The sequence below is a fragment of the Francisella sciaenopsi genome, assembly GCF_045862875.1.
Classification (GTDB): domain Bacteria; phylum Pseudomonadota; class Gammaproteobacteria; order Francisellales; family Francisellaceae; genus Francisella; species Francisella sciaenopsi.
This window is the reverse complement of sequence record NZ_BTHG01000003.1, coordinates 42252-55619: the sequence shown is the minus strand read 5'-3', so window position 1 is coordinate 55619 and position 13368 is coordinate 42252. Positions and strand designations below refer to the sequence as shown.

Sequence of the window (13368 nt, the reverse complement as noted above, 5' to 3'; positions counted from 1 at the left end):
TTCATTTGATAATTTAAAGTATTACCCCGACCTGCTTTGCAGCCCACCCCTTCGACACTCGAAGGGGAATAACCAAACTTTAGCTACTAGCCAAATTCCCCTTCGCTTCGTGAAGGGGTGGCAGTCGTTAGACTAATGGGGTAGTTTTTACCCAACCGACTTCTCGATAATAGCAATCTCATCATCACTTAGCTCATAGCGCTTGTAAACAGTTTTATTAACTTCTATAGCATTATCTAATTGATTTGTAAAAATTTTAGATGACATAAAACCATATCATTAAGTAAAACAACACTACTAATAGATTATAAGTAAGAAATATGAAGATAAAAAGGAAAGAAAAACTATCTAATATATTTATTCACAAGCTTAACAAAAGCCATTGGATCTTCTATCTTAGCACCTTCAACAAACATTGCCTGAAGAAGTAAAAGCTCAGATAAATCAGCAAATATTTCTGTATCTGCTTCATTTTTAAGCTTTTGAACTAAATTATGCTCTGCATTAAGCTCTAAGATAGGCTTCATACCCATACCAGGCATAAACCCTTGACCAGCCTCTTCCATCATCTTCTGCATATGTAGGCTCATACCATAGTCATTTACAACCACACAGCTTGGAGAATCTGTCAAACGCTTAGATAAGCGTACATCTTCAACCTTATCTTTTAAAACTTCTTTGATTTCTTTTAAAACACTTTCAAAGTCTTTCGCTTCTTTCTCGAATTTTTCTTTGTTCTCTGGAGTCTCAAATTTATCAAGATCGATATCACCTTTGATAATAGACTTCATATGCTTACCATCAAACTCAGTCAAAGTAGACATCATCCATTCATCGATTCTATCTGTCATCAAGATAACTTCGATACCTTTCTTCTTGAATGCTTCAAGTTGCGGATTATTTACAGCAGCCTTATAACTATCTGATGTAATATAGTAGATAGTATCTTGACCCTCTTTCATGCGAGAGATGTAGTCAGCTAAAGAAACTGTTTGCTTAGCATCACCACTTTCAGTAGTCGCAAATCTTAATAAGCCAGCGATCTTTTCTTTGTTTGAGTAATCATCAGAAACACCTTCTTTCAGCACCTGACCAAAACTATCCCAGAACTTTTGATATTTTTCTGTATCTTTACTAGCTAGCTTCTTAAGTTCGCTTAGAATTTTAGTTGTTATTGCTTTTTTGATCTTATCAATAACTTTATTATGCTGTAATATCTCACGCGATACATTAAGTGGTAAATCAGCAGAATCAATCACACCCTTAACAAATCTTAAATATGGAGGTAATAATTCCTTATTCTCCATAATAAAGACTCTACGCACATATAGTGATAGTCCATAATCCTTATCTCTATTCCAGAAATCAAAAGGCTTATTCTCAGGAATATACAACAAGCTATTATACTCAAGATTACCTTCTACTTTGTTATGTATCCACATTGAAGCATTCGCAAAATCATGAGAAATATATTTATAAAACTCTTGATACTCTTCATCAGTTACTTCTTCTTTTGATCTTAACCAAATAGCCTTAGTATTGTTTATTGTCTCATACTCATCTTTGATAGTTTCTTTACCATCTTTATCGTGCTCAACTTTTTTCATCTGAATTGGAGTATTGATACAATCTGAATACTTATTAACCAGACCTTTAAGCAAATGAAACTCAAGTAAATCTAAATGCTCTTCCTTAATATGGAGAGTAATCTCTGTACCACGCTTCTCTTTTGTAATAGTCTCAACTGTGAAGCCATTTTGAGCATCCGAAATCCACTTAGTAGCTTGAGACTTATCCTGACCTGCTTTTCTAGTTCTAACTGTAACTTTATCAGCAACGATAAATGATGAATAAAAACCAACGCCAAACTGACCAATTAAGTCATTATCTTTACTTTTATCACCAGTTAAGCTTTCTAAAAACTTCTTAGTGCCTGATTTTGCAATTGTACCTAGGTTCTCAATAACTTCTTCTTCAGTCATACCAATACCATTATCACTAACAGTAATTGTTTTTGCATCTTTATCAAAATCAATTCTGATAGCATAATCAGTATCATCTTCATTCAAAGCTGCATTTGAGATACTTTCATATCTTAGCTTCTCGATAGCATCAGAGCTATTAGATACTAGCTCTCTTAAAAATATTTCACGGTTTGAATATAATGAATGGATCACAAGATGAAGCAACTTATCAACTTCTGTTTCAAATGTATATTTTTTCTCTGACATTTATATAACCCTCTTTTGTTATACTTTTTCAAATAACTTTATGACAAGTATGTATATGAGAGTTATTGCTATTTTTTCAAGACTTTTTAGATAATTATTCTACTTTTTGTTTATTTTTAGCAGCTAATTCTCTTTCTTGACGTATTTCATCAATAAAAGCGCCCCCAATCAAACCACTTGGAATAGCGAAAACTCCAATTCCCAACATAGAAACTATTGCGGCTATTAACCTACCTAAAAGTGTGATAGGAAACATATCTCCATAACCTACCGTAGTTAGAGTAATAACACCCCACCACAAAGTATTGGATATAGATGAAAAAACCTGAGGTTGAGCATCATGCTCAGCATAAAACATCAAGATACAAGATATTATCAATATTACAAAAATTAAGCAGTATGATACTAACAGCTCGAGATAGATTTTTTTAAATACATTAATTAATCTATTCATAATTGCTGTATTCTGGAAAATTTTGAATACTCTTAGTAACCTCAAAACTATTAACTCATGAGAATTGATACCAAATAATGATAATATTAATGGTAAAAATATAGCTATAAAATCAATAATATTATAAAAGCCGAAAATAAAAACTAGTTTTCTACGAGCAATAATTAATCTAACAATATACTCAATAGAAAATATAGCTGAGAAAGTTATATTAATATAATTTAGATAATCAATATCACCATAATCGATCTGAGCAATTAAAGTAAAAGAATTTATAATAACAAGAACAATTATTATACTTTGATAAATTTTTTGTAGCATATGATAATTTTCATAACTCTTTTATTAAGAGTTTAGCAAAATTTATAAGTATAGGTTAAATTTAAAATAGAAATATTTGTTTAAGATAAATATAGAATATAGAAAAGAGATTATTATTCTTCGTCAGCTGATTCTTCAACTTGAGGTCTATCAACCAATTCAATGAAAGCCATAGGAGCTTTATCACCGAATCTATAACCACACTTAAGAATTCTAGTATAACCACCAGCTCTTTCAGCATAACGAGCACCAAACTCTTCAAAAAGCTTAGTTACAGCAGCTTTATTTCTTAAGAAGTCGAAAGCTTGTCTTCTAAGAGCAACTGATTGTGCTTTAAACTCATTAGAATTAACATCTAATTCATTTCTTAATTTATACTCTCTCTTAGCTAATGTTACTAAAGGCTCAACTATAGTTCTTAACTCTTTAGCTTTTGGTAAAGTAGTTTTAATAAGCTCATGATTAATCAAAGATGCTGACATGTTCTTAAACATAGCTTTTCTATGACTACTAGTTCTACCGAACTTACTACCTCTTTTATGATGTCTCATAGTAATTACTCCTTTATAGTTAATATTATATGATTACTATATATGTTTATTTTCCTTCAACTAGTTCTCTAAAGTTGTCAATTTGAACACCTAGAGATAAGTTGTTATCTATTAATATTTGCTTGATCTCATTTAGAGATTTTTTACCTAAATTAGGTATCTTCATAAGCTGTGATTCTGAATACTGTACTAAGTCACCTAAATACTTGATATTTTCTGCTCTCAAACAATTAGATGATCTAACAGTTAACTCTAGATCATCAATTGGTTTAAGCAATATAGGATCAATATTAGAATCTAATAAAGCATCTCCACTTTTACCATTGCTTGGTACTCTAAGAGATACAAATACAGATATCTGCTCACAGAAATACTCAAGAGCTTTTGTAACAGCTGCTAGTGGCTCAATAGTACCATTTGTTTTCACAAATACTTCTAGAGTCTCACTAGCACCATTATCAAAAATTTCAAAAGCAACTCTTTTTATTGGATTAAAATCAGAATCTACAGCTATATCTCCGACTCTTTCAAGTTCGGTTGGCAGTGCTGAAAGAATTCCAACATTTCTACCTACACTCACAGTAGCTACTAAGCTAAATTCTCTTTCATTAGTTAAAGTAGCAATAGGTTGATCCTTGTTAATTATTTCAATACCTTGAGTAGTTTTGAAATCGCCAGCAGTCACAACACCAGATTTAGTTACTGATAGTTCTAATTCTACTTTTGTTACATTTTTATCAAGTTTTATTGCAACCTTCTTCAGATTAGAAACAATCTCAACAACATCTTCTTTAACATCTTCTAAAGTCGAATATTCATGTAAAACACCACTAATATTGACTTTAATAATAGAAGCACCTGACAATGAAGATAATAAAAACCTTCTAATAGAGTTACCAAGGATATGAGCCATACCTTTTTCTACAGGAGAAACTTGAATTTTATATCCAAAAGCCCCTAACTCTTCTTTAAGCTGTATATTAGGTACAAATTCCTGATTTGAATTATTATTACTCACTAAAAAAATCTCCTTGAAATAAGGCTATATACGAGTCTTTAAAAAATAATAAAATATTACTTAGAGTAAAGCTCGATGATTAACTGTTCATTTATGTCTGCAGATAATTCTGATCTGTCTGGTGAAGACTTCATAGTACCTTCTAAAGAATCAGTATTAACATCGATCCAAGAAAGTTCTTTTCTATGCTTAGCAAGCTCAACAGCATTTTGAATTCTTAATTGCTTTTTAGCTTTTTCTCTAACAGCAACTATATCACCAGCTTTAACTTGAGCTGAAGGAACATTACAAGTATGTCCATTAACTAAAATACCTTTATGTACAACAAGCTGTCTAGCTTCAGCACGTGTAGCAGCAAAGCCCATTCTATAAACAACATTGTCTAATCTTGATTCTAATATTTCTAGTAAAGTAGCACCAGTGTTACCTTTTCTTCTATTAGCTTCAACATAGTATTTTTTGAATTGACCTTCTAAAACACCGTACATACGACGAACTTTTTGCTTTTCTCTTAACTGTAAACCATAGTCAGATAGGCGCGCTCTTCTTGCTCCATGTTGACCTGGTGCAGTATTCATTTTACATTTTTCGTCGTTAGCTTTTACGCCACTTTTTAAAAATAAGTCTGTACCTTCTCTTCTAGAAAGTTTACATTTTGGTCCTAGATATCTAGCCATTATTAATTTCCCTTTAAAATATTAAACACGACGTTTCTTAGGAGGACGACAACCATTATGAGGTAATGGAGTCACATCTGTTATGCTTGTTACTTTTAAGTTTTTAGCATTTAAAGCTCTAACAGCAGAATCTCTACCTGAACCCGGCCCTTTTACTAAAACATCTACGTTTTTTACACCATATTCAAGAGCCATATCAGCAGCTCTTTCAGCAGCTACCTGAGCAGCGAAAGGTGTACTTTTTCTTGAACCTCTAAAGCCACTACCACCAGAAGTAGCCCAAGATAAAGCATTACCTTGTCTATCAGTAATAGTTACTATAGTGTTATTAAAAGATGAGTAAATATGAGCAACTGCATCAGTCACTACTCTTTTTACTTTTTTCTTTGATGATCTAACAGACTTAGCCATATAATCTACCCTTTAATCTTTATAGTTATAATTGTATTACGCCTTTATTGGCTTTCTTGGACCCTTACGAGTACGTGCATTAGTCTTCGTTCTTTGTCCTCTTACAGGAAGGCTACGACGATGTCTTCTACCTCTGAAGCAACCTAAGTCCATAAGTCTTTTTATGTCCATAGAAACTTCACGGCGTAAATCACCTTCTACCGTAAACTTAGCAACTTCTGTTCTTAAAGTTTCAATCTGTTCTTCAGATAAATCTTTAATCTTAACAGTTGGATCTACTTTGCAAGATTGGCAAATTTGTTGCGCTCTTGTTTTACCTATTCCATAAATTGAAGTTAATCCTATCACTGTATGTTTATGAACAGGAATATTAACACCAGCTATACGAGCCATCTACTTCACTCCTAATAATTATTCTTAATTTAGTTGCTATCTGTTGCATTTTGTAACTTGCTAGGATAGCTTTTTAAAAACAAATAATCAAGCTTTATTTAATTTGCTTGATTGATTAACCTTGTCTTTGCTTATGTCTAGGGTCTGTACATATCACACGAACAACTCTATTACGTTTGATAACTTTACAGTTTCTACACATTTTTTTAACTGAAGCTCTAACTTTCATTATATTTCTCCAAAAATATTTCTCTATTTTCTCTTACCACTAAGATTTGCTTTCTTTAGTAAAGAATCATATTGTGTTGACATCATATGAGATCTAACCTGAGCCATAAAGTCCATCATAACAACTACTACAATCAGTAAAGAAGTACCGCCAAATGTAAATGATAGTCCTTGAGCAAAGAACTTAACCACAAAAATTGGCAATAAACATATAGCTGTGATGTACAGTGAACCAACTAAAGTTAGTCTAGTCATAACTGCATCAATATACTTAGCTGTTTGCTCACCAGGTCTCACACCAGAAATGTAAGCACCAGATTTTTTAAGATTATCTGCTGTTTCTTTTGGATTAAAAACCAATGAAGTATAGAAGAAACAAAAGAAAATAATTGTCGCAGCAAATACTACAGTATATACAATACTACCAGGCTGTAATAGTTCTGCAACATCAGCAAACCAACCAAGTGAATTATAGTTAGACAACCAACCAAGCAATACACCAGGCACCATAAGTATAGATGATGCAAAAATTGCTGGGATCACACCTGCCATGTTTAGTTTCAATGGCAAATGACTAGTTTGAGCAGCAAACATTTTTCTGCCTTGCTGTCTCTTAGCATAGTTTACTGTAATTTTTCTTTGAGCACTTTCCATAAATACCACAAAAGCAATCACTAGCAAAAGAAGTATCAATAGAACCCAAACAGATAAGTAAGATATTACATGTTGGTTGGCCTGTGATAGTGTATTAGAGATCTCAAACGGTAAATTCGCAACAATACCTGAGAAGATTAGTAGCGATATTCCATTACCTACACCTCTTTCTGTAATTTGCTCACCTAACCACATCAAAAACATACTACCTGTAGTTACAGAAACAATAGTAGTTAAATAAAATAACCCCATATTGTTTGTAGTAACTAGACCATCCTGATGCAATACAAACGCAACAATACCAAATGATTGTACTATAGCCAAAGCAAGAGTTAAGTATCTTGTATATTGAGTTATTTTCTTTTGACCAGATTCGCCTTCTTTTTTAAGCTCTATAAATTTAGGATATACAGCAGAAAGCATCTGAAAAATAATAGATGCCGAAATGTAAGGCATCACACCCAAAGCAAAAATACTCATTTGAGTAAGAGCGCCACCAGAGAACATATTAAACATACTCATCAAGCCACCTGTTGATGAGTGTTGATTCGATATAATCTCAACCAATTTAGTAGGATCAATATTAGGTATAGGAATATATACACCTAATCTAAATACCAATATAGCAACAACTACAAAAATTAGTCTTGATTTCAATTCACCTGTTGTACCAGAAGCACTATTATACTTTGACATATCTTAAATCTTACTCTACCTTACCACCAGCTTTTTCAATAGCTTCTTTAGCACCTTTAGTGCAAGCTATACCCTTAAGGCTAACAGCTTTTTGAATTTCTCCACTAGCTATTATTTTTACTGATTTGATATCTTTTCTTATAAGACCAGAATCTTTTAAACTATCTAATGTTACTTCTTCAAGAGCTAGATTATTTAATTCATGCAACCTGATTTCAGCAACAAATCTTTTAGACGCAGAAGTAAAACCAAATTTTGGCAATCTTCTTTGTATAGGCATCTGACCGCCTTCAAAACCTACTTTATGATAGCCACCTGAACGCGCTTTTTGACCTTTATGACCTTTACCAGAAGTTTTACCTAAACCACTTCCAATACCACGCCCTAGTCTTTTAGGAGCACTTTTAGAGCCAGCAGCAGGAGCAATTGTATTTAATTTCATCTTATACTACCCCTCTATCTTAACCATATAATATATTTTGTTTGCCATACCACGATTCTCTGGAGTATCTAATACTTCAACAGTGTGGTTTATTTTTCTTAGGCCTAAACCTCTAGCCGATGCTATATGGTTTTCTTTACGACCAATTAGGCTTTTTACTAAAGTAACTTTAAATGTTTTAGCTTGAGTCATTTCTAATTACCCCTGAATCTCTTCAACAGATAGACCTCTTTTATCAGCGATCTCTTCTGGTGATTTAATTTTTGCCAAACCTGCAATTGTTGCTCTTACAACATTAGCTGGATTAGTTGAGCCATATGTTTTTGCTAAAACGTTGTGTACACCAACAGCTTCAAAAACTGAACGCATAGCACCACCAGCAATAATACCAGTACCAGCAGAAGCCGGCTGCATAAATACTTTAGAAGCACCATGGTTAGACATTACAGGGTACCATAACGTATCATTATTTAAGTTAACTGATACCATGTTCTTTTTAGCGTTTTCCATAGCCTTTTGGATAGCAGCAGGCACTTCTCTTGACTTACCTCTACCTACACCAATTCTACCTTTACCATCACCCACAACAGTCAATGCGGCAAAGCTCATAATTCTACCACCTTTAACTGTCTTAGAGTGTCTTTTAACACTAACTAACTTTTCAATCAGTTCTTCGTTTTTTTTCACTTCATTAGACATAATGAATAATCATCCATATTTTATTTATTAAAACTGAAGACCATGCTCTCTAGCAGCTTCTGCTAAAGCTTTAACACGTCCATGATACTTATATCCAGATCTATCAAAAGCAACCTGAGAAATACCCTTCTCTTTACATCTATTAGCGATAATTTCACCAACAATTGCAGCAGAGTTAACATTCCCAGTATATTTACACTTCGCTTTTACATCTTTCTCTACAGTAGATGCAGCAGCTAATACAGTAGAACCATCACCAGATATTACCTGAGCATATACATGTCTAGGCGTTCTATAAACACACAGTCTAGTATGACCAAGCTCTTTTAGTTTAATTCTAGTACGCTTACTACGACTTAAACGAGCAGTTTTTTTATCCATAATTATACTATCCCTTACCTAACTACTTCTTCTTAGCTTCTTTTTTCGCTACGTACTCATCTTCATAACGAACACCTTTGCCTTTATATGGTTCAGGTTTTCTATATTCTCTAATTTCAGAAGCTACTTTACCTAAAACTTCTTTATCAGCACCTTTTAGAATAATTTCTGTAGGAGCTGGAGTTTCAGCCGTTATACCCTGAGGTAACTTATAAACAACTGGATGTGAGAAACCTAGTGTAAGATTTAGCTCATTACCTTGAGCTTTAGCACGGTAACCGACACCTATAATCTTAAGCTTTCTTTCAAAACCTTTGTTTACGCCCTCAACCATATTGCTAAGTATAGCTCTTGCAGTACCAGACTGAGCAATAGCATTCTTACTATTATTCTTAGGTGATACAGTTGCTACTCCATCTTCAATACTAAAAGTTACATCTGTAGAAAAAGTCTTACTTAAAGTTGCTTTAGTGCTCTTAACTTCAACCTGATTACCAGCAGCAACATTTATCGTAACGCCACTTGGGATAGCAACAGGTTTTTTACCTATTCTTGACATATCAAATCTCCTTGCTAACTAAGCTACGTAGCCGATAATTTCGCCACCAACACCAAGATCTCTTGCTTTTCTATCACTAACTAAACCTTTAGACGTAGAAATGATAGCAACACCAAAACCACCATATACTTTTGGTAGTTCTTCATGAGATTTATAAATTCTCAAACTTGGTCTAGAAACTCTTTTTATCATTTCAATCACAGGAGCGCCAGCATGATACTTAAGCTCAATTTCAATTGAAGGATGACCAGCTGTAGTCGTACCTTTTGTACAACCTTTAATATAACCTTCGTTAACTAAAAAGTTCGCGATTTCCATTTTCATCTTAGAGAATGGTACAGAAATAATTTCTTTCTCAGCAGAAAGACCATTTCTAATTCTTGTAAACATATCCGCGATTGGATCTTGCATACTCATAACTTAAATTCCTTATTACCAACTAGCTTTTTTCAAACCAGGAACATCACCTGCCATTGCATACTCTCTAAGCTTATTACGGCATAAGCCAAACTTTCTGTATACAGCATGTGGTCTACCTGTAACCTTACATCTTCTTTGTACTCTAGAAGCTGAAGAGTTTACCGGTAACTTTTGCAGTTTAATTTGAGCTTCCCATACTTGTTCTTCAGAAGAATTTATATCAAGAATGATAGCCTTAAGCTCAGCTCTTTTTTGAGCATATTTAGCTACTAATTTCTCTCTCTTTAATTCTCTCTGAATCATTGATTTTTTTGCCATTTAAAACCCCAATTTAAATTAAGACTTAAAAGGAAAACCAAATGCTTTAAGCAAAGCTCTTCCTTGATCATCATTTTTAGCTGTAGTAGTTATCGAAATATCTAAACCTCTGATAGAGTCAATTTTGTCATAATCAATTTCAGGAAAAGAGATTTGCTCTTTCATACCCAGACTATAATTGCCTCTGCCATCAAAAGATTTAGCACTTAAACCCCTAAAATCTCTAATTCTAGGAATAGCAATTGTTATAAGTCTATCTAAAAATTCATACATACGTTCACCACGCAGTGTAACTTTAGCGCCTATCGGCCATCCGTCACGAATTTTGAAACCAGCAATTGATTTCTTAGACATAGTAACAACTGGTTTTTGACCAGCGATAGCTGTCAAATCATTTAATGCAAAAGTCATTATTTTTTTGTCTTTCGCAGCATCACCAACACCCATATTAAGAGTAATTTTCTTAATAGCAGGTACTTCCATTATATTATCTAGATTTAGCTCAGACTTTAACTTTGCTACAAGCTCTTTTTGATAATAATCTTTTAATCTTGCCATAAAAACTTAGTCCTATAAGTCTATAAGCTCGCCATTAGATTTAAAGTAGCGAACCTTTTTCTCATCAACAAACTTATAACCCACTCTATCTGCTTTCTCAGTAGCAGGGTTAAAGATAGCAACGTTAGAAGCATCAACAGGAAGTTCTTTCTCAACAACCCCACCTTCTACACCTCTATTAGGGTTAGGCTTAACATGTTTTTTAACAACGTTAATACCTTCCACTAAAACTAAAGAACCGCCTTTAGCGAATGACTTAACAACGCCTCTACGACCCTTATCTTTACCAGCGATAACTATTACATCATCACCTTTTTTTAATCTATTCATTATCTACACCTCAATAAATATGACTATAGTACTTCTGGTGCTAAAGATACGATCTTCATGAACTTCTCTGTACGTAATTCTCTAGTAACAGGACCAAAGATACGAGTTCCTATAGGTTGACCATTATTGTTTAGAAGCACAGCTGCATTATCATCAAATCTGACTTTAGAACCATCTTTTCTACGCACACCTTTAGCAGTTCTTACAACAACAGCATTATATACAGATCCTTTTTTAGCTTTACCTCTTGGAGCAGCTTCTTTCACAGTGACTTTTATAACATCTCCTACAGATGCATATCTACGGTGTGAACCGCCCAAAACTTTAATACATTCAACTCTCTTAGCGCCACTATTATCAGCAACTTGAAGTTCTGTTTGCATTTGAATCATACAAATAACCCTTAATTATTATTATACAGGACTGCTGTGTATTTTGCAGTCCGATAAATATACCAATAAACTATAATAAAATCAAATTTATTATTTTTCTCTATTGATAATATCAACTAGACACCATTTCTTAGTTTTTGAATACGGTCTAGTTTCTTTGAATTTGATAACATCACCTTCTTTACATTCATTATTTTCATCATGAACATAGTATTTTGTTGTTTTTTTAACAAACTTACCATACAAAGGGTGCTTAACATATCTTTCAGCTTTTACAACTACAGTTTTATCCATAGCCACGCTAGAAACTTTACCTTCTAACAATCTAATTTTATCGCTCATCTTCAAGGCACCTATTTATTCTTTTCTGATATTATTGTATTTATACGAGCAATATCTCTCTTAGCACTTTTGAACAAGTGATTTTTCTTTAATTGCCCGGTACCCTTCTGCATACGAAGAGAAAATAACTGTTGCAATAACCCTATTTTCGCTTCTTGCAATTGGTCAATACTTTTACCTCTAAAATCTTTTAAAGTATCATTTCTTTTCATTACATCACCTGCTTTTCAACAAAAGTTGTCTGCACTGGCATTTTAGCAGCTGCTCTAGCAAAAGCTTCACGTGCTAATTCTTCTTTTACACCAGTAATTTCATATAGTACACGACCCGGCTGAATTTGAGCAACCCAATATTCAACTGAACCTTTACCTTTACCCATACGAACTTCAAGAGGCTTCTGTGTAATTGGCTTATCAGGAAAAATTCTTATCCAAATCTTACCACCACGCTTGATATGACGGCTGATCGCCCTTCTTCCTGCCTCGATTTGTCTAGCAGTTACTCGACCTCTAGATGTTGCTTGAAGACCAAACTCACCAAAGCTTACCTTGTTACCTCTGTGAGCCAAGCCTCTATTACGCAACTTCTGCTGTTTACGAAACTTTGTACGCTTAGGCTGTAGCATTATTTAGCTCCTTTTTTATTATTTTTCTGATTCATTTGACCAGGAAGAACTTCACCCTTATAGATCCAAACCTTAACACCAATAATACCATAAGTAGTCAAAGCTTTTGATGTTGCATAATCCACATCTGCTCTAAAAGTTTGTAGCGGAACTCTACCATCTCTAGCCCACTCAGAACGAGCAATCTCAGCACCACCTAAACGGCCGCTTACCATTATCTTGATACCTTTAGCACCAGATTTCATAGCAGCTTGCATAGCTTTTTTCATAGCTCTTCTGAACATCACTCTTTTTTCTAGTTGCTGAGCTACGCTATCTGCCACTAGTTTAGCATCGATTTCTGGCTTACGCACTTCTTCGATATTAATTTGTACAGGTACACCCATTAACTTATTGACATCAGCACGTAATTTCTCAACATCTTCACCTTTCTTACCAATTACAATACCAGGTCTTGCTGTATGAATTGTAATCTTAGCATTTTGAGCAGGTCTCTCAATCTGGATTTTACTAACCGCAGCTGCTGCAAGTTTTTTATGTAAAAACTCTCTAACCTTGATATCTTCATTAAGCTTAGTAGCGTAGTCAGAAGAGTCAGCATACCAAGTTGAATTATGCTCTTTTACTATGCCTAATCGAATTCCATTAGGATTTACTTTTTGACCCAT

General features: G+C 33.8%; 23 protein-coding genes. All 23 read right to left on the bottom strand.

Features of this window, described 5'->3' with window-relative positions; translation table 11 throughout:
- Positions 1-344 precede the first annotated feature (344 nt).
- The gene (gene htpG / locus ACKTR7_RS04425; RefSeq protein ID WP_407877192.1) at positions 345-2231 is read right to left on the bottom strand and encodes a molecular chaperone HtpG; all 1887 of its coding nucleotides are present in this window, start codon (positions 2229-2231) and stop codon (positions 345-347) included.
- Between the two features lie 94 nt (positions 2232-2325).
- Complete coding sequence (locus ACKTR7_RS04420) at positions 2326-3006, bottom strand: ion transporter (RefSeq protein WP_407877191.1); 681 nt, start codon at positions 3004-3006, stop codon at positions 2326-2328.
- A gap of 113 nt (positions 3007-3119) precedes the next feature.
- A complete protein-coding gene (rplQ, locus tag ACKTR7_RS04415) occupies positions 3120-3557 on the bottom strand; it encodes a 50S ribosomal protein L17 (RefSeq protein WP_407877190.1) in 438 nt (145 codons plus the stop codon).
- A gap of 46 nt (positions 3558-3603) precedes the next feature.
- Positions 3604-4575: a DNA-directed RNA polymerase subunit alpha gene (locus tag ACKTR7_RS04410; protein ID WP_407877189.1), complete on the bottom strand. Its 972-nt coding sequence runs from the start codon at positions 4573-4575 to the stop codon at positions 3604-3606.
- Between the two features lie 56 nt (positions 4576-4631).
- Positions 4632-5252, bottom strand: a complete 621-nt coding sequence (gene rpsD, locus ACKTR7_RS04405) for a 30S ribosomal protein S4 (protein ID WP_407877188.1) — start codon at positions 5250-5252, stop codon at positions 4632-4634.
- 21 nt (positions 5253-5273) lie between these two features.
- Positions 5274-5663 (bottom strand): 30S ribosomal protein S11, encoded by a 390-nt coding sequence (gene rpsK, locus ACKTR7_RS04400; RefSeq protein WP_003021583.1) that lies wholly within the window; start codon positions 5661-5663, stop codon positions 5274-5276.
- A 36-nt stretch (positions 5664-5699) separates the two neighbouring features.
- Positions 5700-6056 carry a 30S ribosomal protein S13 gene (gene rpsM, locus ACKTR7_RS04395; RefSeq protein WP_004286596.1) on the bottom strand — a complete coding sequence of 119 codons (357 nt, stop codon included), beginning with the start codon at positions 6054-6056 and terminating at the stop codon, positions 5700-5702.
- A gap of 115 nt (positions 6057-6171) precedes the next feature.
- Entirely contained in the window at positions 6172-6285 is a 114-nt protein-coding gene (rpmJ, locus tag ACKTR7_RS04390; protein ID WP_003017816.1) for a 50S ribosomal protein L36, read from the bottom strand.
- A 23-nt stretch (positions 6286-6308) separates the two neighbouring features.
- Positions 6309-7634: a preprotein translocase subunit SecY gene (gene secY / locus ACKTR7_RS04385; RefSeq protein ID WP_407877187.1), complete on the bottom strand. Its 1326-nt coding sequence runs from the start codon at positions 7632-7634 to the stop codon at positions 6309-6311.
- 10 nt (positions 7635-7644) lie between these two features.
- Positions 7645-8076, bottom strand: coding sequence for a 50S ribosomal protein L15 (gene rplO / locus ACKTR7_RS04380; protein ID WP_407877186.1), 432 nt, complete (start codon positions 8074-8076; stop codon positions 7645-7647).
- 6 nt (positions 8077-8082) lie between these two features.
- Complete coding sequence (gene rpmD, locus ACKTR7_RS04375) at positions 8083-8268, bottom strand: 50S ribosomal protein L30 (RefSeq protein ID WP_003014363.1); 186 nt, start codon at positions 8266-8268, stop codon at positions 8083-8085.
- 6 nt (positions 8269-8274) lie between these two features.
- The gene (rpsE, locus tag ACKTR7_RS04370) at positions 8275-8775 is read right to left on the bottom strand and encodes a 30S ribosomal protein S5 (RefSeq protein WP_014714344.1); all 501 of its coding nucleotides are present in this window, start codon (positions 8773-8775) and stop codon (positions 8275-8277) included.
- Positions 8776-8802: 27 nt separating this feature from the next.
- Positions 8803-9156 carry a 50S ribosomal protein L18 gene (rplR, locus tag ACKTR7_RS04365; RefSeq protein WP_044525525.1) on the bottom strand — a complete coding sequence of 118 codons (354 nt, stop codon included), beginning with the start codon at positions 9154-9156 and terminating at the stop codon, positions 8803-8805.
- A gap of 22 nt (positions 9157-9178) precedes the next feature.
- Positions 9179-9715: a 50S ribosomal protein L6 gene (gene rplF / locus ACKTR7_RS04360; protein ID WP_407877185.1), complete on the bottom strand. Its 537-nt coding sequence runs from the start codon at positions 9713-9715 to the stop codon at positions 9179-9181.
- A gap of 18 nt (positions 9716-9733) precedes the next feature.
- Positions 9734-10132 carry a 30S ribosomal protein S8 gene (gene rpsH, locus ACKTR7_RS04355; RefSeq protein WP_407877184.1) on the bottom strand — a complete coding sequence of 133 codons (399 nt, stop codon included), beginning with the start codon at positions 10130-10132 and terminating at the stop codon, positions 9734-9736.
- Between the two features lie 15 nt (positions 10133-10147).
- Positions 10148-10453, bottom strand: coding sequence for a 30S ribosomal protein S14 (rpsN, locus tag ACKTR7_RS04350; RefSeq protein WP_407877183.1), 306 nt, complete (start codon positions 10451-10453; stop codon positions 10148-10150).
- 18 nt (positions 10454-10471) lie between these two features.
- Complete coding sequence (gene rplE, locus ACKTR7_RS04345) at positions 10472-11011, bottom strand: 50S ribosomal protein L5 (RefSeq protein ID WP_407877182.1); 540 nt, start codon at positions 11009-11011, stop codon at positions 10472-10474.
- A 12-nt stretch (positions 11012-11023) separates the two neighbouring features.
- Positions 11024-11341: a 50S ribosomal protein L24 gene (rplX, locus tag ACKTR7_RS04340; protein ID WP_407877181.1), complete on the bottom strand. Its 318-nt coding sequence runs from the start codon at positions 11339-11341 to the stop codon at positions 11024-11026.
- Positions 11342-11364: 23 nt separating this feature from the next.
- A complete protein-coding gene (rplN, locus tag ACKTR7_RS04335) occupies positions 11365-11733 on the bottom strand; it encodes a 50S ribosomal protein L14 (RefSeq protein WP_004286607.1) in 369 nt (122 codons plus the stop codon).
- Between the two features lie 90 nt (positions 11734-11823).
- A complete protein-coding gene (gene rpsQ, locus ACKTR7_RS04330; RefSeq protein ID WP_014714337.1) occupies positions 11824-12075 on the bottom strand; it encodes a 30S ribosomal protein S17 in 252 nt (83 codons plus the stop codon).
- 11 nt (positions 12076-12086) lie between these two features.
- Positions 12087-12287, bottom strand: coding sequence for a 50S ribosomal protein L29 (gene rpmC / locus ACKTR7_RS04325; protein ID WP_407877180.1), 201 nt, complete (start codon positions 12285-12287; stop codon positions 12087-12089).
- Complete coding sequence (gene rplP, locus ACKTR7_RS04320) at positions 12287-12700, bottom strand: 50S ribosomal protein L16 (RefSeq protein WP_407877179.1); 414 nt, start codon at positions 12698-12700, stop codon at positions 12287-12289. Before rplP ends, rpmC begins: the two co-directional genes overlap by 1 nt.
- Entirely contained in the window at positions 12700-13368 is a 669-nt protein-coding gene (gene rpsC / locus ACKTR7_RS04315; protein ID WP_014714334.1) for a 30S ribosomal protein S3, read from the bottom strand. Before rpsC ends, rplP begins: the two co-directional genes overlap by 1 nt.

Bases quoted from the DNA above. Each gene is read 5' to 3' on its own strand.
- rplF (WP_407877185.1), bottom strand. From the start codon at position 9,715: ATGTCAAGAATAGGTAAAAAACCTGTTGCTATCCCAAGTGGCGTTACG.
- rpsE (WP_014714344.1), bottom strand. From the start codon at position 8,775: ATGTCTAATGAAGTGAAAAAAAACGAAGAACTGATTGAAAAGTTAGTT.
- rpsH (WP_407877184.1), bottom strand. From the start codon at position 10,132: ATGAGTATGCAAGATCCAATCGCGGATATGTTTACAAGAATTAGAAAT.
- rplR (WP_044525525.1), bottom strand. From the start codon at position 9,156: ATGGATAAAAAAACTGCTCGTTTAAGTCGTAGTAAGCGTACTAGAATT.
- rpsQ (WP_014714337.1), bottom strand. From the start codon at position 12,075: ATGAGCGATAAAATTAGATTGTTAGAAGGTAAAGTTTCTAGCGTGGCT.
- htpG (WP_407877192.1), bottom strand. From the start codon at position 2,231: ATGTCAGAGAAAAAATATACATTTGAAACAGAAGTTGATAAGTTGCTT.
- ACKTR7_RS04420 (WP_407877191.1), bottom strand. From the start codon at position 3,006: ATGCTACAAAAAATTTATCAAAGTATAATAATTGTTCTTGTTATTATA.
- rpsK (WP_003021583.1), bottom strand. From the start codon at position 5,663: ATGGCTAAGTCTGTTAGATCATCAAAGAAAAAAGTAAAAAGAGTAGTG.
- rplX (WP_407877181.1), bottom strand. From the start codon at position 11,341: ATGAATAGATTAAAAAAAGGTGATGATGTAATAGTTATCGCTGGTAAA.
- rpsD (WP_407877188.1), bottom strand. From the start codon at position 5,252: ATGGCTAGATATCTAGGACCAAAATGTAAACTTTCTAGAAGAGAAGGT.
- rpsN (WP_407877183.1), bottom strand. From the start codon at position 10,453: ATGGCAAAAAAATCAATGATTCAGAGAGAATTAAAGAGAGAGAAATTA.
- rplN (WP_004286607.1), bottom strand. From the start codon at position 11,733: ATGATTCAAATGCAAACAGAACTTCAAGTTGCTGATAATAGTGGCGCT.
- rpsM (WP_004286596.1), bottom strand. From the start codon at position 6,056: ATGGCTCGTATAGCTGGTGTTAATATTCCTGTTCATAAACATACAGTG.
- secY (WP_407877187.1), bottom strand. From the start codon at position 7,634: ATGTCAAAGTATAATAGTGCTTCTGGTACAACAGGTGAATTGAAATCA.
- rpmD (WP_003014363.1), bottom strand. From the start codon at position 8,268: ATGACTCAAGCTAAAACATTTAAAGTTACTTTAGTAAAAAGCCTAATT.
- rpmC (WP_407877180.1), bottom strand. From the start codon at position 12,287: ATGAAAAGAAATGATACTTTAAAAGATTTTAGAGGTAAAAGTATTGAC.
- rpmJ (WP_003017816.1), bottom strand. From the start codon at position 6,285: ATGAAAGTTAGAGCTTCAGTTAAAAAAATGTGTAGAAACTGTAAAGTT.
- rplO (WP_407877186.1), bottom strand. From the start codon at position 8,076: ATGAAATTAAATACAATTGCTCCTGCTGCTGGCTCTAAAAGTGCTCCT.
- rpsC (WP_014714334.1), bottom strand. From the start codon at position 13,368: ATGGGTCAAAAAGTAAATCCTAATGGAATTCGATTAGGCATAGTAAAA.
- rplP (WP_407877179.1), bottom strand. From the start codon at position 12,700: ATGCTACAGCCTAAGCGTACAAAGTTTCGTAAACAGCAGAAGTTGCGT.
- rplE (WP_407877182.1), bottom strand. From the start codon at position 11,011: ATGGCAAGATTAAAAGATTATTATCAAAAAGAGCTTGTAGCAAAGTTA.
- rplQ (WP_407877190.1), bottom strand. From the start codon at position 3,557: ATGAGACATCATAAAAGAGGTAGTAAGTTCGGTAGAACTAGTAGTCAT.